General features: G+C 61.6%; 18 protein-coding genes and 1 pseudogene. 17 read left to right on the top strand and 2 right to left on the bottom strand.

Features of this window, described 5'->3' with window-relative positions; genetic code table 11:
• The first annotated feature begins 534 nt into the window (after positions 1-534).
• The 9 genes and pseudogenes from IV500_RS19895 (at position 535) to IV500_RS19860 (ending at position 7524) form a co-directional block, all read left to right on the top strand.
• Positions 535-1020 (top strand): hypothetical protein, encoded by a 486-nt coding sequence (locus tag IV500_RS19895; RefSeq protein WP_196398551.1) that lies wholly within the window; start codon positions 535-537, stop codon positions 1018-1020.
• Positions 980-1078 (top strand): annotated as a pseudogene (locus IV500_RS22360) (hypothetical protein); the annotation flags it as partial. The gene IV500_RS19895 and the pseudogene IV500_RS22360, both read left to right, overlap by 41 nt.
• Before the next feature lie 75 nt (positions 1079-1153).
• Positions 1154-1402: a hypothetical protein gene (locus IV500_RS21730; protein ID WP_230855239.1), complete on the top strand. Its 249-nt coding sequence runs from the start codon at positions 1154-1156 to the stop codon at positions 1400-1402.
• A gap of 161 nt (positions 1403-1563) precedes the next feature.
• Positions 1564-3585, top strand: a complete 2022-nt coding sequence (thrS, locus tag IV500_RS19885; RefSeq protein ID WP_312876003.1) for a threonine--tRNA ligase — start codon at positions 1564-1566, stop codon at positions 3583-3585.
• 16 nt (positions 3586-3601) lie between these two features.
• A complete protein-coding gene (locus IV500_RS19880) occupies positions 3602-4234 on the top strand; it encodes an HIT family protein (RefSeq protein ID WP_312876002.1) in 633 nt (210 codons plus the stop codon).
• The gene (gene pgsA, locus IV500_RS19875; RefSeq protein ID WP_196398547.1) at positions 4224-4937 is read left to right on the top strand and encodes a phosphatidylinositol phosphate synthase; all 714 of its coding nucleotides are present in this window, start codon (positions 4224-4226) and stop codon (positions 4935-4937) included. Before IV500_RS19880 ends, pgsA begins: the two co-directional genes overlap by 11 nt.
• 181 nt (positions 4938-5118) lie before the next feature.
• Entirely contained in the window at positions 5119-6057 is a 939-nt protein-coding gene (gene pdxS / locus IV500_RS19870) for a pyridoxal 5'-phosphate synthase lyase subunit PdxS (RefSeq protein WP_196398546.1), read from the top strand.
• Between the two features lie 80 nt (positions 6058-6137).
• On the top strand, positions 6138-7409 hold the full coding sequence (locus tag IV500_RS19865; protein ID WP_230855238.1) for an FAD-dependent oxidoreductase: 1272 nt from the start codon (positions 6138-6140) through the stop codon (positions 7407-7409).
• Positions 7384-7524: a hypothetical protein gene (locus tag IV500_RS19860; RefSeq protein WP_196398545.1), complete on the top strand. Its 141-nt coding sequence runs from the start codon at positions 7384-7386 to the stop codon at positions 7522-7524. The genes IV500_RS19865 and IV500_RS19860 overlap by 26 nt, the downstream gene beginning before the upstream one ends.
• 71 nt (positions 7525-7595) lie before the next feature.
• Here IV500_RS19860 and IV500_RS19855 read toward each other — a convergent pair whose 3' ends face one another.
• Positions 7596-9629 carry a M3 family metallopeptidase gene (locus IV500_RS19855; RefSeq protein ID WP_196398544.1) on the bottom strand — a complete coding sequence of 678 codons (2034 nt, stop codon included), beginning with the start codon at positions 9627-9629 and terminating at the stop codon, positions 7596-7598.
• A gap of 51 nt (positions 9630-9680) precedes the next feature.
• Positions 9681-12383 (bottom strand): asparagine synthase (glutamine-hydrolyzing), encoded by a 2703-nt coding sequence (gene asnB / locus IV500_RS19850; protein ID WP_196398543.1) that lies wholly within the window; start codon positions 12381-12383, stop codon positions 9681-9683.
• Between the two features lie 200 nt (positions 12384-12583).
• Here asnB and pdxT point away from each other — a divergent pair, with 200 nt between their 5' ends.
• From pdxT to secF, 8 genes are all read left to right on the top strand, one after another.
• On the top strand, positions 12584-13393 hold the full coding sequence (gene pdxT / locus IV500_RS19845; RefSeq protein ID WP_312876001.1) for a pyridoxal 5'-phosphate synthase glutaminase subunit PdxT: 810 nt from the start codon (positions 12584-12586) through the stop codon (positions 13391-13393).
• Between the two features lie 3 nt (positions 13394-13396).
• Entirely contained in the window at positions 13397-14152 is a 756-nt protein-coding gene (locus IV500_RS19840) for a YebC/PmpR family DNA-binding transcriptional regulator (protein WP_196398542.1), read from the top strand.
• Positions 14149-14766 (top strand): crossover junction endodeoxyribonuclease RuvC, encoded by a 618-nt coding sequence (gene ruvC / locus IV500_RS19835; RefSeq protein WP_196398558.1) that lies wholly within the window; start codon positions 14149-14151, stop codon positions 14764-14766. Before IV500_RS19840 ends, ruvC begins: the two co-directional genes overlap by 4 nt.
• Before the next feature lie 90 nt (positions 14767-14856).
• Entirely contained in the window at positions 14857-15513 is a 657-nt protein-coding gene (gene ruvA / locus IV500_RS19830) for a Holliday junction branch migration protein RuvA (RefSeq protein WP_196398541.1), read from the top strand.
• Between the two features lie 94 nt (positions 15514-15607).
• Positions 15608-16672: a Holliday junction branch migration DNA helicase RuvB gene (ruvB, locus tag IV500_RS19825; protein ID WP_230855245.1), complete on the top strand. Its 1065-nt coding sequence runs from the start codon at positions 15608-15610 to the stop codon at positions 16670-16672.
• 153 nt (positions 16673-16825) lie between these two features.
• A complete protein-coding gene (yajC, locus tag IV500_RS19820; RefSeq protein WP_312876000.1) occupies positions 16826-17302 on the top strand; it encodes a preprotein translocase subunit YajC in 477 nt (158 codons plus the stop codon).
• A 114-nt stretch (positions 17303-17416) separates the two neighbouring features.
• Positions 17417-19222, top strand: a complete 1806-nt coding sequence (gene secD, locus IV500_RS19815; RefSeq protein ID WP_196398540.1) for a protein translocase subunit SecD — start codon at positions 17417-17419, stop codon at positions 19220-19222.
• Positions 19219-20244, top strand: coding sequence for a protein translocase subunit SecF (secF, locus tag IV500_RS19810; protein WP_196398539.1), 1026 nt, complete (start codon positions 19219-19221; stop codon positions 20242-20244). The genes secD and secF overlap by 4 nt, the downstream gene beginning before the upstream one ends.
• Positions 20245-20462 lie beyond the last annotated feature (218 nt).

Raw genomic sequence — 20462 nt, 5'->3', positions numbered from 1 at the left:
GCGGCGAGTCCTACCGGGTCAAAAATGCGTTGATGAAATGAGCAGACAGCTGAAATGGCCTAAAGACGTGCCGCAGTGGCCTGATTCTTAGCGCCGAAATGGCCTACTTTAACTTGACGAAACACAACAGAGACAGTGACAGGGACGGGTCCGGGGACGGGCAGGGGTGTCGGTGGTACCCGTTGTGGTCCGAGTAGGGCCGGTAGGCTCCGGCCGGGCAGGCGACCGGCCCGTATCACGATTACGACCACTTTTGACCAGCTCCGCAGCTTCCCGGACAAGGACGCCGCCATCCTCCGACAAACCCTGGGAAACCAACCAAAACCAGCAGAACCACCAGAACCACCGGCACCATCACAATCACCGGAATCACTGGAACCACTGGAATTCCCGGAGCCATTGGAATTACCGGAGTTACTGGAGTCCCCGGAACCGGGAGCACGGCTGGCCTTGACGGTCGGACCGGTACCGGCAGCACCACAAACCCCAGCAGATCCCGACGCAGAAGACCACGGTTCACAGGAAAGCTGTGCCGTGCCCGTCCGACCCGGACCTGTACCGGCCGAACCGTCGGATCTGCCGTCGGGCTGGGCGGACCCGGACGGTGCGCCGGAGGACAGCGGCTGGCCAGGCGGAGTAGGTCCGGAGAACACCAGCGTCGGCTGGGACACCACCACCAGCACCACTGACAGCAGTACCACTGACAGCAGCACCACTGATTCCACCAGCCCCGGGTCTTCGTGGTTTTTTGGTTCAGAACCAGAGGTACTTCCGGAGCAGGGTTTGTCTGGTGCTGGTGGGTTAACGCCGTTGGATCCGATGCCGTCGTGGTGTGACGGATTGGGCAGTATCAGTCCCGGCACGCTGGCGAGAATGGTGTGTGACACGTCGTTTGAACGAGCCGTCCTGGGCACCAACGGTGCCGTCCTGGATCTGGGGACCGCGGTCAGGCTCGCAACACCGGCCCAGCGCCGGGCCGGTGTCCGTCCGCGACGGCGGGTGCGTCCGTCCGGGCTGTAACCGGCCCGCGTCCTGGTGCGATATCCACCACGTCATCTGGTACTCCCGCGGCGGACCCACCGCCGTATCCAACATGTGCGCCCTATGCCCTTCCTGCCACTCCCTGGTCCACGCCGGGATCCTGGAAGTCACCATGGACGACGGAATCCCCTACCTGAAATACGGACCCAACACCCGCCAACACCCGCGCCCACGCTTCCACCACCACCACACCACCACCGGCCTAAACACCGGAGCTGGCACCGCCTTGGGCGAAGAGACGACAGCCCGCTACGCCGGGAACCCCTGGATCCGCAACACCCACCACGACAACCTCAAAGACGCCCAAAACTTCGCCCGCACCATCATCACCGCGGCGCTGATGAAGGAGAACCGTTGGTAGTAATGGGCTCCCGTCCATCTGCTCTCGAACCGGACAGACGCCCTGCAGCCGGGAGAGTGATGTTGGTCGGCGCGGGATGTTCCCAGTACGATCGTCAAGAGCTTACAGCAGCCCTCGTATGTTGCTTAGACGGAGCTACAGACGCGAAATTAGGAGCAGCAGTGCCAGTGGATACTCAGATCACCCTTAACGTCGACGGCGAAGAGACCACGGTGAACACGGGCACAACAGGTGCCGAACTCTTCTTCGAGCGTCGCGACGTCGTCGTCATGCGCGTGGACGGCGAGCTGAAGGATTTGGACCAGCCGCTAGAGCCCGGTTCCGCCGTCGAACCTGTCACTATTGATTCTCCGGACGGACTCAACGTACTCCGGCACTCGAGCGCCCACGTAATGGCGCAGGCCGTTCAGCAGTTGCGTCCGGACGCCAAATTGGGAATCGGTCCCTATATTACCGATGGCTTTTACTTTGATTTTGACGTTGAAGAGCCTTTTACCCCCGAGGATCTTAAGCAGCTGGAAAAGATGATGCAGAAGATCATCAACAGCAACCAAAAGTTTGTCCGCCGCGTCGTCACGGAAGATCAGGCACGGGAGGCAATGAAGGACGAGCCCTACAAACTCGAGTTGATCGGGATCAAGGGTTCCACTGGCACGGACGCAGCCTCGGCGGAGGATGGTTCCAATGTTGAGGTGGGCGGCGCAGAGCTGACCATTTATGACAATGTTGAGCGCAAAGAGGGGACCACGCTCTGGTGCGATCTTTGTCGTGGCCCGCATCTGCCTAATACGAAGCTGATCTCCAATGCTTTTGCCCTGACTCGGAGCGCCGCTGCCTACTGGCGGGGAAACCAGAACAACAAGCAGCTGCAGCGCATTTACGGGACGGCGTGGCCTACCAAGGATGCACTGAAGGCGTATCAGGAACGGATCGCTGAAGCCGAGCGACGGGATCACCGCAAGCTGGGCATTGAGCTGGACCTCTTTTCCTTCCCTGACGAACTGGGCTCCGGCCTGCCGATTTTCCATCCCAAGGGCGGAATTATCCGTAAGACGATGGAAGATTACTCCCGGCAACGGCATGTCGAGGCCGGGTACGAGTTCGTTTATACCCCGCACATCACCAAGGCCAATCTGTATGAAGTGTCCGGGCACTTGGACTGGTACAAAGATGGCATGTTCCCGCCCATGCACGTGGACGCGGAACTTAACGATGACGGCACCGTCCGCAAGCCCGGGGTTGATTACTACCTCAAGCCGATGAACTGCCCTATGCATAATCTGGTTTTCCGCTCCCGCGGCCGTTCGTATCGTGAACTGCCACTACGGCTCTTCGAGTTCGGATCCGTCTATCGCTATGAAAAGTCCGGCGTCATCCACGGGCTGACCCGGGTCCGCGGCATGACTCAGGATGATGCCCACATCTATTGCACCCGCGAGCAGATGAAGGGTGAACTGACCACCACGCTGAACTTTGTGCTGGATCTGCTCAAGGACTACGGGTTGGAAGACTTTTACTTGGAGCTTTCGACCAAGGACCCGGAGAAGTCTGTTGGTTCCGATGATGCCTGGGATGAAGCCACCAGGACGCTTGCGGAGGTTGCGGAGGCTTCGGGGCTGGACTTGGTTCCGGACCCGGGCGGCGCGGCCTTCTACGGTCCTAAAATCTCGGTGCAGGCAAGAGACGCAATCGGCCGGACCTGGCAGATGTCAACAATCCAGCTCGATTTCAACCTGCCGGAGCGTTTTGAACTGGAATACCAGGCAGCCGACGGCACCCGGCAGCGCCCTGTGATGATTCACCGCGCCCTCTTCGGTTCGGTGGAGAGGTTCATGGCAGTCCTGACAGAACATTACGCCGGGGCGTTCCCTGCGTGGCTAGCACCTGTGCAGGTAGTGGCCATTCCCGTGGCGGAGACCTTTAACGAGTACATGTTCGACGTAGTCGACAAACTCAAGGCTCAAGGCATCCGTGCCGAAGTGGATACGTCCTCGGATAGGTTCCCAAAGAAAATCCGAACCGCGAGCAAGGACAAAGTGCCGTTTGTCTTGATTGCCGGGGGCGACGACGTCGATGCCTCGGCGGTGTCTTTCCGGTTCCGCGACGGCAGCCAAGACAACGGGGTGCCGGTGGACGAGGCCGTGTCCCGGATTGTTGACGCTGTCCGGAACCGGACCGCGTAAGGGTAGGCGGGCTACTGTGAAGAACGACGATGATAGCTCTGGAGCGGGCACTGGCAAAGCGGCCAGGCCCGGAGAGTCTGGCACGGCGCAGGATGATTTTGTGCTCCCTGGCGTGCCGGACGCTTTTCAGCGCCTGTGGACGCCGCACCGGTTGGCCTACATTCAGGGTGGCCAGGACCAGTTCCACAAGGATGAGTGCCCGTTCTGTGTGGCTCCATCACGCACCGATGAGGAGTCTCTCATTGTCTACCGCGGTGAGACCGCTTACGTAGTGCTAAACCTTTATCCCTATAATCCCGGGCATCTCCTGGTCTGTCCTTACCGGCACATTCCGGACTACACGGATCTGACGGTGGCGGAAACAGCGGAGTTTGCGGCGCTGGCCCAACAGGCTATGCGCGTGTTGCGAAAGGTTTCCCATGCCTCGGGGTTTAATTTGGGTATGAACCAGGGCGTAACCGGCGGTGCCGGAATTTCCGCACATCTGCACCAGCATGTGGTGCCGCGGTGGGGTGGCGATGGAAATTTCCTGCCTATCATTGCCCAGACCAAGGCCATCACGCAGACTTTGGGAGATGTCCGGCGCCAGGTGGCGCAGGCATGGACCGAAGCTGCTGTGGAAGACACTGAAGTGGACCATGCTCAATAAGTATGCGCGTGCACTCTTTGCCGGAATTTTCTCCCCAGTGGCCAACCTCTTGGTGCGGTGGGGTATCTCGCCGGACGCAGTCACTATTGTCGGGACGTTGGGGGTGGCCGCAGGGGCGCTGATCTGGTATCCGCTCGGTCAGCTTTTCTGGGGAACTGTGGTCATCACCTTCTTCGTTTTTTCGGATATCGTCGATGGACTGATGGCCCGGGCACTTGGCCGTTCCGGACGGTGGGGTGCTTTCCTCGATTCCACTTTGGACCGCGTGGGCGACGGCGCGGTGTTCGCCGGGATTATTGTCTGGTTCTACACCGGCGGCAACAACCACACCATAGCGGTCATGGCCCTGGTGTGTTTGGTCCTCGGAAGCATCGTTTCGTATGCTAAAGCGCGGGCCGAGGGCCTGGGCATGACGGCTAATGTCGGCATCGCTGAACGATCGGACCGCCTGGTATCGGTGCTGGTGGCAACCGGACTGGTAGGCCTGGGCATCAACAATATTCTGCTGTTGATCGTCCTGATCCTGTTGGCCGCAGCCAGTCTGTACACGGTCTTCCAGCGGATCCTCACCGTCCGCGGGCAGGCGTTTATGCTCGACGGCGGCGGTGCCAGTGACGCCGGCACGATGCTGAGCGGGGGCACCGAAAGAGACCAGGAAGGCAGCCGGGAGACCCGGGCGGGGGAAGCCCGCCTTAATCCATAAAACCGCGGCACGGCATCCTGCTGGCTCTTGCCCCGTATCAGGCACCGCTCATTCCCGCCCGGATAACGTAACGCAAATATTTTGCGGTACGTCCGGAGGTCTAAGATTGAAGTGTCTAGTTCAGTCTGACTAGTTACGCCTTGCGCAAGAGGCTCTCATCTACTTTCCCATAGGGGTTTTTGTGTCTACACCTGAGGTAACGCCCGTATCCGGTCCTGTCAGCGGCGGGACCGCGGCCGGGGTAACCGGCAGCAGCCGGGTCAAGCGCGGCATGGCCGAAATGCTTAAGGGCGGCGTCATTATGGACGTCATTAACGTCGAACAAGCACGCATCGCAGAAGATGCCGGCGCCGTCGCGGTCATGGCGCTGGAGCGCGTCCCGGCGGATATTCGTGCGCAGGGTGGCGTTTCGCGGATGAGCGACCCTGACATGATCGACAAGATCATCGAGGCGGTTTCCGTTCCCGTGATGGCTAAGGCCCGGATCGGACATTTCGTTGAGGCCCAGGTGCTGCAGTCCTTGGGCGTGGACTACATTGACGAGTCTGAGGTCTTGACTCCCGCCGACTACGCCCACCACATCGACAAGTGGAACTTCACCGTTCCGTTCGTTTGTGGAGCAACGAATCTCGGCGAAGCACTTCGCCGGATCAACGAGGGCGCGGCGATGATCCGTTCCAAGGGTGAGGCAGGTACCGGTGACGTTTCGAATGCCACTATGCACATGCGCCAGATCCGCGCCGAGATCCAGCGGCTGTCATCGTTGGCCGAGGACGAACTGTACGTTGCGGCCAAGGAACTGCAGGCACCATATGAACTCGTGAAGGAAATCGCCGCCACGGGCAAGCTTCCTGTGGTGCTCTTCACGGCCGGCGGTATTGCCACTCCCTCCGATGCAGCGATGATGATGCAGCTCGGCGCGGATGGCGTTTTCGTGGGTTCCGGAATTTTCAAATCCGGGAACCCGGCCGAGCGGGCGGCTGCCGTTGTCAAGGCAACAACATTCTTCGATGACGCCGATGTTATCGCCAAAGTCTCCCGCGGTTTGGGCGAGGCTATGGTCGGCATCAACGTTGACGAGATTCCGGAGCCGCACCGTTTGGCAACGCGCGGCTGGTAACCTCCGCATCGTCCAAACGGGTCCGTCACCATCGGGTGACGGACCCGTTTGCGTGGTTGTCGCGGGACAACGCGCGGGCCATGATGGTCAGCATGGACGGTATTGTCACGGAGTACAGAACGGATGTCTGCATTGTCGGTGGCGGCCCGGCGGGCATGATGCTTGGCCTGCTGCTGGCGCGCCAAGGGCTGGACGTGACTGTGTTGGAAAAACATCCGGACTTCATCCGGGACTTCCGCGGCGATACGGTGCACCCGTCTACTTTGGATGTGTTGGACCAGCTGGGCCTGGCGGGGGACACGGAGCGGGTCCCGCACCGGGACGTCGCAGAGCTGCACACCACCTTTGCCGACGGAACCTACCGCGTGGCGGATTTCTCACGGTTGCGGACGGCGCATCCCTACATCCGGTTCATGCCACAAGCGGACTTCCTGAACGTTTTGGCGCAAGCCGCCCAGCAGCTTCCCAGCTTCAGGTTGCTGCGCAGCCATGAAGCCGTTGACCTACTGACAGACGGCGAAGCTGTCCGCGGAGTCCGGGCGCGGGGGCCGGACGGAGCCGTACAGGTGAGCGCCAAACTGACGGTGGCTGCCGACGGTCGGAATTCAGCGCTGCGCCGGTGCGCCGGCCTGCGGCCACGGGAGTATGGTGCTCCGATGGACGTGCTGTGGTTCCGGCTTGGCCGGGCAGCCGGATCGGAAAAGGGGCTGGACATGCATTTTGGCCCGGGCCGGGTGGTGCTGGCGATCGATCGAGGCGATTACTGGCAGATCGCCTATGTGATTCCCAAGGGCGGGGATGAACGTGTTCGGGCCGCCGGGATTGAAGCACTAAGGAAGTCCGTTGCGGAGCTGATTCCGGAACTGGCCGGAAACGTGGCGGAGCTGGCAGGTTTCGATGATGTGAGCACGCTGACGGTGCGGTTGGACCGGTTAAGGAGATGGTCGAAGCCGGGAATATTGTTCATTGGGGACGCAGCTCATGCGATGTCTCCGATCGGGGGCGTGGGTATCAATCTGGCCATTCAGGACGCGGTCTGTGCAGCACGCGTGCTGGCAGCCGGGCGGGCAGCTCAAGGATGGCCGACGCACCGGACTCTTGCTGCGGTCCACCGGCGGCGCTGGTTCCCCACAGTTGGAACCCAGCAGCTGCAGCGGATCGCGCAGCGCTTCCTGGTGCTGCCGATGTTGGCCGGCACCGAGCCCGTGAAAGCTCCGCGGCTGCTGCGGTTCCTCGGGGCGTTCCCTCGGCTGCAGGTGCTTCCGGCGCGGATTATCGGCGTCGGTCTGCGGCCCGAACGACTGGCCGGAGGACGTGCGGGACGATGTGCTCGTCGCCGCGGCGACCCTTGACGGCGGCGCTATTCGTGCGCTGCACGGCAGGGGGACGGACGACGACGGCAACTTGCCGGGGGAGCAGCAGGTTCCGGACGGGCTGCTGCAGCCGCTCTATGCTCCTGGCTTTTGACCGAGGCCTTCTCCCAAGGGCATACAGGACAGAGCCGCGTCAGCCAAAGCCCGCGTCAGCCAAAGCCCGTGTCAGCTAAGCCCGCGACGGGTCAACAGGGGCGCCAGTGCGGCATCCCTGCCGCGGAAGTTCCGAAAGGACTCCAGCGGATCGGCACTGTTACCACGGGCGAGGAGCGTGGAACGGAAGTGGTCGCCGTTGCTGCGGGTCAGACCGCCGTTGGACTTGAACCACTCCACCGTGTCCGCGTCCAGGACCTCGCTCCAAATGTAGGCGTAATAGCCGGCAGAATATCCACCGGCAAAGATATGTTTGAAATATCCGGTCCGGTACCGCGGCGGAACCAGGCGCAGGGATACGCCGGCGTCGGAGAGCGCCTGTGCTTCAAAGCCCAGCGGATCGGCCACGTGCGAGCCCGGCGGCAGACTGTGCCAGGCGAGATCCAGCAGTGCGGCGCCGAGATATTCAGTGGTCGCGAACCCTTCACCCCAGAGGCGGGCATCTTCGAGCTTCGCCACTGTCCGCGCCGGCAGGGGCTCGTCACTTTGGTAGTGACGGGCATAGTTCTGCACGATTTCCGGCCAAAGGATCCACATTTCGTTGACCTGGGAGGGGTACTCAACAAAATCGCGAGGCACATTGGTGCCGGAGAACCGCGGGTACGTTACTTCGGAGAAGAGACCGTGCAGGGCGTGGCCGAATTCGTGGAAGCAGGTCACCACCTCGTCGTAGGTCAGCAGGGTTGGTTCGCCCACAGGGGGCTTGGAGATATTGAGATTATTCACCACCACGGAGCGGAGATTGAGCAGAGCGGATTGCTCCACCAGCGGGTTCATCCAGGCACCGCCGTTTTTGCTGTCCCGGGTGTAGTAGTCGCCCAGAAACAATCCAAGTCCGGACCCATCGGCGTTGAAGACCTCCCAGACGCGGACTTCCGGATGGTAGCCGTGCAGGTCCGGCCGCTCCTGGAAGGTGATGCCGTACAGCCGGGTCGCAGCAGCGAAAACGCCGTCCCGCAGGACGCGTTCGAATTCGAAGTACGGTCGAAGGGAGGCTAGATCGACGTCGTATTTATCGCGTCGGACCTGCGCGGAATAGAAGGCCCAGTCCCATGGTTCCAGGCTGTGGCCCCCGGCCTCGGCCAGGCCCGTCAGGACATCCGCTTCCGTGCGGGCATTTGCCACCGCCGCCGGTGCCAGCCGCGCCAGCATGGTTTGCACGGCGTCCAGGGACGGGGCTGTCTCATCGTCCGTGACGAAAGCGGCATGGGAATCAAAGCCGAGCAGGGCAGCTCGTTCGGCCCGCAGGGCGGCCATTCTGGCGGCAACGGGCAGGATGTCGGCCGAGCCGACGCCGTCGCCGCGGCCAATCGATGCTTCGAAGAGCCGACGTCGGGTTGCCCGGTCCGTGAGGAATTCCAGGGCGGGCTGAGCGGTCGGCAGGATCAGAGTGAGCAGGTATCCGCTGTCATGCCCTGCTGTCTTCGCTGCCTCGGCGGCGCTGGCTATATCTTCCTCCGGCAGGCCCGCGAGTTCAGCGGCGTCCTGAACCAGCAGGGCGGCATCATTGGTGTTCTTCAGGACGCCGTGCGAAAACTCGGTGCCCAACGACGAAAGTTCCTCATTAATTTCCCGCGACCTGGATTGCGCAGCCGGCGCCAGATCGGCGCCGGCGCGCCGGAACGCCTTGCGGTATTCCTCAACCAGCCGCACCGATTCGTCGTCGAGACCTTCGGTATCCACCTGCAGAAAACGCTGGTACAGGCTTGCATCGAGGTAGATATTGTCCGCGTGCGCGGCGAACTTCGGAGAGACCACCGTTTCCAGCTCCTGGATCTCTGCGGTGGCATCCGAGGAGGAGTTATTGAAGAAGACAGCGGCCACACGGGAGAGCAGCTGTCCGGAGCGTTCCATCGCCAGCACGGTGTTCTCGAACGTTGCCGGCTCCGCAGTGGAGCTAATGCCGGCGATCTCTGCGAGGTGCCCGCTGAATCCTGCCTCGAACGCCGGCAGAAAGTCTTCATCGGTGATGCTGGCGAAGTCCGGGAGGCCATAAGGGAGCGTGCTGACGGAAAGGAACGGATTATTCCGGGAAGTTACGGTCATGGTCCGACTCTTTCACACTTGCCGTCCCGCCGGACCCGGGACGGCTGGTGCTTATCGCTTAAAGACCAGGGACATCGGCGTGGTTTCGGTCGTCTGGCCCTGCGGGTTGTCTTTGAAGATGGCTTCAAGGACGGTCTTGGACAGTGCCGTGTCGTGCCCCAGCGCCACTACGCCCAGATCGTTGGCATCCATAATTGCGGTGCCCGCGAAGGTGGTGGCAAATCCTGCGGGTACGCGCTCCCTGACCAGCGCACTGAGCCTGGCCGCGACACCGTCTGGATCAAGGGGTGCATATTTGACCGAATGGGTGGAAGTACCCACCTGGTAGCCCGCTGCCCCGTCAATGGCATTGATGTTATGCCCAACGACTTCATAGAAGACACCGGACTTGCCCTGCAGCTTACCGATCACGCTGCGGCCGGCAGCGTACAGCAGCCGGGGCAGGCCCACCTCATCGATGGCGAGCTGCATGGACCAGGGGCTGGCAAGCCCGATGCCGCCGGGATTGCGGGTCACAAAGCGGCTCAAGGTGCGGGCCGCCGGCGTGACCTTGATGTCCCAGACGGGGATGGAGCGGCCTTGGGTCATGGCGACGATTTTCTCGCTGACGAAGAGGTACCAGGGGGTTCCCGACGTAACAGCGGTATGCTCGTCTCCGGCCTGCGGCAGTCCCGTGAAAAAGCGGTCGACATAGCCCATGACAGCCGGGTCAAAGTCCGTGTCCTTGTAGAAGACCTCGGTGCGCAGCGGGTAGCGGCGGTACGTGCCGCCGTCGGACTCTTTGCCGTTCAGTCCTTTCCCCGCGGCGGGGACCGTAATATCCAACTGCTTGTCCGCGTTCGGTGCGTAGTCGCTCTTGTCCGCGATGCCGGCCTTAACTTCGGGCTCATCAAAGAACTCACGCAGCCACAGCTCGGTGTTGAGCAGCCGCCAAAAGACCATGGTGGACGCACTGGACTTGCCCGTCAGGTATTCCTCGAAGGCATACAGCACGGCGTTCTGATCCCAGTAAGGGCGTGCGCCGAACGAGGAGGAAAGGAAGATCTCATAGATCTTTTCCTTCATCAGAATGAACCATTCCGCCTCCGGTGTGGTGAAACCGATTTTGTTTCGGCGGTTGCTGATCATCTCCGGCAGTAAGTCGCGGGTGGCATCGCGCAGGATCCGCTTGTTCCAGCCGCCCTTGATGATGGACTCGTCATCCAGACTGAAGAGGAATTTCACCACCTCTTTGTCCAGGAACGGCACGCGGCCCTCGATCGAGAAGCGCATCGTGTTCTTGTCCTCGTAGCGCAATACGGCAGGAAGGGACTTATGGAACAGATCGTCGATGAGGCGGAGCTTGAGATTGTCCGCAATATTAGCGAATCTCTCGCTTTTGTGCGCGGCCGTAAAGTCCTTCTTCAGCAGCGAAGAAATGGCCAGCGGCTTTTTCGCAGTGACCATGCCGCGGAGGCGGAAGCGCCCCAGACGGTAGAGAATGTCTGCGCTGGAGGCCAGCTCCTTGGCCAGTTTGGCCCGCTGACCGTTCTTCTTCAGCTGGCGAAGATAGGCGAAGTAGTAGGGGATATAGCCGGCCATCATCTCGTCGGCACCCTGACCGTCCAGCAGTACTGTGACGTGTTTTGATGCTTCCTGCATGACGCGGTACTGAGCGTAAGGACCGGAGGAGATGATCGGCTCTTCCATCGTCCGGACGAAGTCTTCAAGATCCACGGCGAATTCCTCGGCCTTGGGCAGGATCTTATGGCTGGTGACGTTCCCGGTGCAGGTGGCCAGGACGGCGTCGGCGTACTTTTCCTCGTCATTGATTGAGTTCGGGAAGATCGCTGAAAAGGTCTGCTGCGTGGCGCCAAGGGAATCGGTGGCGGCTGCGTTTTCCTGCATGAGTTTATTGATGGTCACCACGACGGCGGAGGAGTCCAGTCCGCCGGAGAGTGCGGTGCCGACGGGGACCTCGGACTGCAGCCGAAGCCGGACACCCTCGGTGAAACGGCGACGGTATTCATCGATGACTGCCGGGCTGTAGGGGGTCTCGATTTTGGCCAGCTCTGCGAGTTCTTCCTTGAACCGGGTGTATGGACTGACGGTGAATCCACTGGTCGCACCCGGGCTGGTGTCGACGACCAGTTTTTCTCCGGGCATGAGCTTATAGACGCCGGAGAAAAAGGTCTGTGCTTCCTCATCATGGATGCGGAACTGCAGGTACCGGAACAGGATCCGCTCGTTGGGGGAGGTGTCCAGCTTGCCGGCGGCCAGCAGCGGTTTGATTTCTGAACCGAACAGCAGCTTGGGGTCCTCGGCTGTGCCGGCATTGGCGTAATAAAGTGGTTTGATGCCGAAGTGGTCCCGGGCCAGGACCAGGCGGTTGTTCCTGCGGTCATGGATAGCAAAGCCAAACATGCCGTTGAAACGGTCAAAAGCAGCATCCCCCCACTCCTCGTAGGCCTGCAGCACTACCTCGGTGTCGGAGACGGTGCGGAACGTCCGGCCCAGGGCAACGAGCTCATCCCGGAGGTCAAGGTAGTTATAGACTTCGCCGTTATACACCAGTACGGTTTGACCGTCCTGGCTGAACATCGGCTCCTGGCCGTGGGCCACATCGATGATGGACAGCCGTCGGTGTGCCAGACCCACCTGGCCGTGGGTGTAATAGCCCTCGCCGTCGGGACCGCGGTGCACTATGCACGAGTTCATCTCCCGCAGAAGAGCTTCGTCTTCCCCAAAACCGTAGTAACCGGCGATTCCGCACATACTTCTAAACCTCATCTTTAGTACGTCAGTCCTCGGTCAATGCTACTGTCTCGGCCGGCTCCATCCCTTCAGGCCCGGCAGCGGACGGCGCGGTCCGTCCGGATACGCCATGCCGCGGGGCCCGTGCCGCCGTCCTGTCGGCTGTCCCGCACGCCGCCCACGGGACCCATGCCGTTAAAGGTGACCATTATGATGTTTTGGTGACTATTGAAAGACCCATCCACCGTCCGCTGACCGTCGGCATCCTGGCGCTGCAGGGGGACGTCCGGGAACATGCGCGCGCCATCGAGGCCTGTGGGGCGCGCGCCGTGAGTGTGCGGCGCGCCGCCGAGCTGGCCGACGTCGACGCGCTGATTCTGCCCGGGGGAGAGTCCACCACGATCGATAAGCTGACACGCATCTTTTCCCTTGCCGGGCCGCTGAAAGAGCGGATCTCCGCCGGAATGCCGGTGTACGGCAGCTGTGCGGGGATGATTCTGCTGGCCGATGAGATTGCCGATCCGGCTACGGACCGGGATGGCAATGCGCAGCAGACCTTGGGCGGGCTGGACATTACCGTGCGGCGCAATGCCTTTGGCCGCCAGCGTGAGTCCTTCGAAACGGATCTTGATTTCGCGGTCCTCAACGATGCGGTCTTGTCTACTGCGGTCCTCAATGATCGGGCCTTGTCTCCTGCAGCCCTGGCCAATGCGGCACCGGTTGAAGCCAAGGCCTCGAACCATGCCCGGTCCAGCGTCCCGGTACACGCGGTTTTCATCCGCGCGCCGTGGGTGGAACGCGTGGGAGCCTCGGTGGAGGTGCTCGCCTCCGTGCAGCTTCCCGCGGCCGCAGCTGCGCCGGATAACGGCTCCGGGCAGCCGGAAAACACCCGGACCGCTAGAATCGAAGGTAATACCAGAGCGGTGGCAGTGCGGTCGCGGCATCTGCTTGCCACCTCCTTCCATCCGGAGGTGACGGGGGAGCGCCGCATCCATGAGCTGTTCATCCGCATGATTAGAGGAGAAGCGTAAAGCATGTCAGGGCACTCCAAATGGGCCACGACCAAGCACAAAAAAGCTGTCATTGACGGCCGCCGTGCAAAGTCTTTTGCCAAACTGATCAAGAACATCGAGGTCGCCGCCCGGATTGGCGGGGCGGACCTGGTAGGCAATCCGTCGCTGGAACTTGCCGTTTCCAAGGCCAAAAAGACGTCCGTCCCGGCGGACAACATTGACCGAGCCATTAAGCGTGGTTCCGGCCAGCTTGGCGACGCCGTGGACTATCAGACCATCATGTATGAGGGCTACGGTCCGCAGGGCACGGCCATTCTGATCGAGTGTCTGACGGACAATAAGAACCGCGCTGCCTCTGAGGTTCGCCTGGTGGTGGGACGCAACGGCGGAAACATGGGCGATCCGGGCTCCGTGGCGTACATGTTTGCCCGCAAAGGCGTGGTCTCGCTGCCCAAGAAGGATCTCTTAGAGGATGATGTTCTGCTGGCCGTCCTGGACGCCGGTGCGGAAGAAGTCAAGGATGACGGTGAAAACTTTGAAATCATCTCGGAGCCGCAGGACTTGCCGGCCGTCCGCGCGGCCCTGACCGAGGCAGGCATTGACTACGACACTGATGATGCAGCCTTTGTGCCTTCCATGCAGGTGGAGCTGGATGTGGAGCATGCCCGTAAATTCATGAAGCTCTACGATGCGTTAGAGGATCTGGACGACGTGCAGAACATCTACTCGAACGCCGATGTCAGCGCCGAGGTCATGGCCGAGTTGGAGGAGGACTGACGCTGCGCGTTCTAGGCGTTGATCCGGGCCTGACCCGGTGCGGACTGGGCGTTGTTGACGTCGCTGTGAACCGGACAGCCACGCTGGTCGCCTTTGGCGTGGTGGGCAGCACCCCGGAGAAAAGCCTCGATGCACGTCTGCTTGTCATTGCTGACTCGATCGACAAATGGCTCAGCGACTACCAACCGGATGTACTTGCCGTTGAACGCGTGTTCTCCCAGCTCAACGTCAGTACGGTCATGGGCGTGGCGCAGGCTTCCGGAGTGGTGATTGCGGCCGCGGCGCGCCGAGGCATTCCGGTAGCTTTGCATACGCCGTCGGAGGTGAAGGCCGCGGTCACCGGCAGCGGCCGCGCAGACAAGACCGCCGTGACCACGATGGTGACGAAAATCCTGCGCCTTGACTGCGCCCCTACTCCCGCTGACGCGGCCGACGCTTTGGCCCTGGCAATCACGCATGCGTGGCGGGCGGGGCCGGCGATTGCCGGTCCGGGCGCAACCGGCGCTGCGGGCACGACCGGCGCTGCGGGCTCGACGGCGGCGCAAAAGCTATGGCGCGAGGCCGAGGCTAAGGCGAAAAAGAATAAAGAGAAGACCTCTCACGGCTGGCGTTGAGCGTGGCGTTCCCGCGATGTCCGTGGACTTCGCTAGGCTGTTCGTAGATATGTTCTACCTGCAGACCGTTACTACCCGGAGACTTTCCCTATGATCAGCTTTGTTCGCGGCCCCGTGGCGCAGATCGGTCTCTCGTCCGCCGTTATTGATGTACACGGAATCGGCATGTTGGTCCATGCCGCACCCAAGACCCTAGGCGGTTTGCGGACGGGCCAGGAGGCCACGCTGGTCACCTCGATGATTGTCCGTGAGGATTCGATGACGCTCTACGGATTTGCCAATAGCAGCGAACGTGAGGTTTTCGACGTTCTGCTCAGCGTCAGCGGAATAGGTCCGCGCCTGGCGTTGGCTGTGCTGGCGGTGCACGAGCCGGAAACTATCCGGGTGGCGGTGGCCGGTGCAGATGGCAAGACGTTCACCAAGGTCCCCGGGATCGGCCCCAAGGTTGCCGGCCGGATTGTCCTGGAACTGACCGGAAAGCTGCTCCCCGAAGGCACGGGCGCCAGCGGCTCGACCGCAGCCGGTGCTGCCGGCCCCGCCGCCTGGAAGCCGCAGGTGATCGCCGCGATGACCGGGCTGGGCTGGTCCGAGAAGGACGCTGCAATGAGCATCGATAAGGCGACCGCAGACGAGCCGGTCCTGCTGGAAAACGCCAATGTAGCAGCGATTCTGCGGGCCACCCTGCGCTGGCTTGGCCAAGACGTAGCCCGCGTACCTTCTGCGGGGAGGGCGGGAGCCCGTGGTTGAGCGGGAGCCGGTGGCGCAGCGGGAGCCGGTGGCTGAGCAGGTGCCCGGGGCGCAGGCCGCCCGCTCGGTGGTCTCCGCGGAAGCGGCGCCGCCGCTGTCTGGCGAGCCGGAGGAGAGAGCCATTGAAGCGGCGCTGCGACCAAAGAATCTGCACGATTTTGTCGGCCAACAGCGCGTCCGCAAGCAGCTCTCGCTGGTGTTGGAAGCTTCCCGCCTGCGGGGGCGCAGCGCCGACCATGTCCTCATGTCCGGGCCGCCGGGGCTGGGTAAAACCACGTTGGCCATGATTATTGCCGCGGAGATGAATGCTCCCTTGCGGATCAGCTCAGGGCCTGCCATCCAGCATGCGGGCGACCTGGCGGCAATTTTGTCCTCGCTCTCCGAAGGCGAGGTCCTGTTCCTGGATGAGATTCACCGTATGTCCAGGCCCGCGGAGGAAATGCTCTATATGGCCATGGAGGATTTCCGGGTGGACATTGTGGTGGGCAAGGGGGCCGGCGCCACGGCTATCCCGCTGGAACTGCCGTCCTTTACCTTGGTTGGCGCGACGACGCGGGCCGGGCTGCTGCCGGGGCCGCTGCGGGACAGGTTTGGTTTTACCGGTCACCTGGAGTTTTACTCGGTCGCGGAACTGGAACTGGTGCTGCGCCGATCGGCCGGGCTTCTCGATCTGTCCCTGACCAGCGCTGGTTTTGCGGAAATTGCCGGCCGATCCCGCGGCACGCCGAGGATTGCGAACCGGCTGCTGCGCCGGGTCAGGGATTGGGCCTTGGTCCATGCGGTGTCCAGTATTGACGCACGCACGGCATCGGCCGCGCTGGATATGTATGAGGTAGATGCCCGTGGTTTGGATAGATTGGACCGCTCGGTATTGCACGCTCTGATTACCAAATTTAATGGCGGTCCGGTGGGGCTCTCAACCCTGGCCATTGCAGTGGGGGAAGAACCGGAAACGGTGGAAACGGTTGCCGAGCCGTTCCTGGTCCGGGAAGGGCTGCTTGGACGGACTCCCCGTGGGCGGATCGCGATGGCACCTGCATGGACGCATTTGGGTCTTCAGATGCCGCCGGGGGCCGTGGGAGCGGCGCTGCAGCCACTGCTGCCGCTCGAAGAGGATAACGGTGCTGAAGATTTCCCCGCCGGTGATTTCGCCAGCTGAATTCACTGTTGGAGAGGCGCCGGATCCGCAGTTTGCGCATCGTCTGGACTGCCCATGAAGCAGTGCTTGGAAAAACGGTTTAGACTGGTATGACTTCCGGCACGTTATTCGACTATGCCGGAACCCATTGACTTAAACGAACGGACCTCAGCTGTGTTCACAAGCATTCTGGCCGCAGACCAACCACAGGCGGGCGGCTTTGACCCCATGACACTGATCCTTTTCGCGCTTTTTGCCGTTGTCATCCTGATGATGTTCCGTCGTCAGAGAAAAGCAAAGGCGGCACAGCAGGAGCAGCAGGCAAAGCTGGCCACGGGCGTGTCCGTGATGACAAACTTCGGCCTGTTCGGCACCGTGCTCTCGATTGAAGAGGCTGAGAACAAGGTTGTCCTTGAACTCTCCCCTGGCAATACCGCAACGGTTCACCGCCAGACCATCACGAAGATCACCGCCCCTGACGGGCCTGACTCAGCGGTTCCTGACGACGCATCATCCCTGATGGGGGTGCCGGCGGACGGACAGACTGATCCGCACCCCCGGGCCTATGGCGATAACGGGTCAGCCGAAGTCAACGAGAGCGCTGACGAGACGATCCTGCGCCTGAACAAAGACCACAAAAACGACAACTAGTCTCATCCAGGCGAGAAGTTCCCGCGGGAACTACGGCGCAGTTGCCGCTCCGGCCCGTAGGGCTGGAGCGGCCGCGTTGCGTCCGGAGCCAGTGACGAAGAGAAAGATCCGCTGATGGCACGTATTCGTCCTACATCGATGGCCCGCAGGACACTGCTGTGGCTTGGGATTATTTTTATTGCACTCGCCATGCTGCTCGGGGGTGGCTCCATCTGGGGCCAGGCCAGCTGGGCGCCCAAGCTCGCCCTTGACCTCGAGGGCGGGACGCAGATGATTCTGACGCCCAAGGTTCAGGGCGGCCAGTCGATTAACGACGATCAGCTGAACCAGGCCGTGTCGATCATCCGACAGCGCGTGGACGGAACCGGCGTTTCGGAAGCCGAAATCAGTACCCAGTCCGGACGCAACGTGATTGTCAGCCTGCCGGGGACGCCGTCGGCGGAGACCCGCGAGCTGATCAAAGCCTCGGCGGACATGTCCTTCCGGCCGGTGATCACGATCGGTCAGGGAGCTGCCACTCCGGCAGACCAGATGCTGCCCCCGGATAAGCTGCCGGTCCCGACGGCTGCCCCGACGAATGCCAGCGACCAGAACTGGGTCGACGCAGCTTTGTACAAGACCTTCGAAACCACCAGTTGTGTCCCACCGGTCACGGAACCGCCCACCAATGCAGACCCGGCGAAGCCCGTCGTTTCCTGTGATCTGGCTTCAGGAGCGAAGTACATTCTCGGTCCGGTGGAGGTCCCGGGTAAGGACATTAGCGATGCGAACTACGGCCTCCAGCAGGGTGCACAGGGCGCCACCACCAATCAGTGGTCGGTGAACCTGAAGTTCAATAGCGACGGCGCCACCAAGTTCCGCGAAGTGACCTCCCGGCTGAACGGTTTCCTGCAGGCAAACCCACAAGACCCGCGGGCGCAGTTCGCGATCGTGCTCGACGGGCGGGTCATTTCTGCGCCCGTCTCGCAGGCCGTTATCTCGGACGGGAACTCCTCCATCACCGGCAACTTCACCGAAGCGTCGGCAAAGTCCTTGGCGGATAAGCTCAAGTTCGGCGCCCTGCCGATCAGCTTCGATATCCAAAGCGAACAACAGATTTCTGCAACCCTTGGTGGTCAGCAGCTTGAAATGGGTCTGTTGGCGGGCATAATCGGTCTGCTGCTGGTGGTGGTTTACTCGCTGTTCCAGTACCGGGCCCTGGGCTTCGTGACCATTTTCTCACTGGTGGTTGCCGGTGCCCTGACCTACCTTGCGATAGCCATTCTGGGCTGGACACAGAACTATCGGCTCTCACTGGCCGGCGTCGCGGGCCTGATCGTGGCGATTGGCCAGACGGCAGATTCATTCATTGTCTACTTCGAGCGTATTCGTGATGAGCTCCGCGACGGGCGCGGCTTGGTTGCCGCGGTGGAGAATGGCTGGCGGCGTGCCAAGCGCACCGTACTGGCCTCCAAGGCAGTGAACCTGCTCGCCGCCGTCGTACTGTATTTCGTTGCGGTCGGGAGCGTGCGCGGTTTTGCGTTCACGCTCGGCCTGACAGCCATCGCGGACCTGATTGTCGTCTTCATGTTCACCCACCCCACCCTTCAGCTGCTGGCGCGTACCCGGTTCTTCGGTGAAGGGCACCGGTTCTCCGGCCTGGATCCCAAGCGTCTCGGTGCGGTTCCGCTGTACCGTGGCGCGGGCCGGTTCCGTGAGCCAATGCAGGTCACACTCGGTGTCAAGGGCGGCGCCAAGCCCGGTTCTGCATCAGCGGCCAAGGGTAAGAATTCCGGTGCACAGGCCGAGGCCGAGCGCCGGCAGACCATCGCCGAGCGGAGGCTCGCCGCACGGCAGGAACAAATGGCCGGCAGCAGGGGCGCCGGTTCGGCTGACCCGTCCAAAGGATCGCAGGATGCGGCCAAGGAGAACAAGTCATGACCAGTTTCGCCACCTTCGGCAATGAGCTTTACACGGGCAAGCGCTCGTACAACTTCGTCGGCAAACACAAGATCTGGTTCGGCATTGCTGCCGTAGTAGTGATTCTTTCGATCCTGATGCCGATTATCCGCGGGGGATTCAACCTCGGGATCGACTTCCGCGGAGGCTCGGAATTCACCGTTTCGGATGTGCAGCACACGGATGCGGGCGTCGGCGAGCGTGCCGTGACGGACATTGTTCCCGGCACCGTCCCGCGGGTTGCCAATATTGCCGGTAACACGATGCGGATCCAGACGGACAAGCTCACCGATGATGAAACCATCAAGGTCAAAGCGGCGCTGATCAAGGCCTACGGTGTCAACGAGGATCACGTCACCTCGACGTTCGTCGGGCCGACCTGGGGAGCGGACGTGACCAAGCAAGCCTTGATCGGGTTAATCGTTTTCGTGCTGCTGGCCACTCTGCTGATGGCGTTGTACTTCCGCACCTGGCGGATGTCTGTGGCCGCCATTATCGGCCTGCTGGTGGTGATGTTTACCACAGCGGGACTGTACTCCGCCAGCGATTTCGAAGTGACGCCGTCGGCCATTATCGGGTTCCTGACCATTCTGAGCTACTCGCTTTATGACACCGTGGTGGTCTTTGACAAAATCCGGGAAAACACAGCAGACGTGGAAAGCTCCACGCGGCGCACCTTTGCCGAGGAAGTCAACCTAGCCGTGAACCAGACCTTGGTGCGCTCCATTAACACCATGATGGTTGCCGTCCTTCCGGTGGCGTCAGTGCTGTTTATCGGTGCGTTCCTGCTCGGTGCGGGAACTCTGCGGGACCTGTCGCTCTCGCTGTTCATTGGCATTATTGTCAGCACCTTCTCCACCGTCTTCATCGCGGCTCCGATGTACGCGTGGCTGCGGATGCACGAGCCGTCGCTGGTAAAGCAGGCCAAGCGGGTAACCCAGCGTCGCGCGGCGGAAAAAGCGGCCGAAACCGACCGCGAAGATTCCGCGGCGGTCACGGCTTAGCCTTCCGCGTGCCGCGATGTTTGCGTGCCGCGATGTCTCCGTGCCGCGATACCACCGGGCCACCTGGCAGACGGGTTTAGAATAGGAGAAATCCGTTTCTGCGCGGTGCTCAGTGAGTACGGTGTGTAACAAGCACGGTGCATAAAACGGCATGGTGCGTAAAGAGCAGGACTCGAGGAGTTTGGGCCCACGGAGAGGGACACGGCAGTGGACGAGCA

It is taken from the genome of Arthrobacter terrae (assembly GCF_015708085.1).
Lineage (GTDB): Bacteria > Actinomycetota > Actinomycetes > Actinomycetales > Micrococcaceae > Arthrobacter_M > Arthrobacter_M terrae.
The sequence above is the reverse complement of the archived record's forward strand: the minus strand, read 5'-3'. Positions and strand labels throughout refer to the sequence as shown.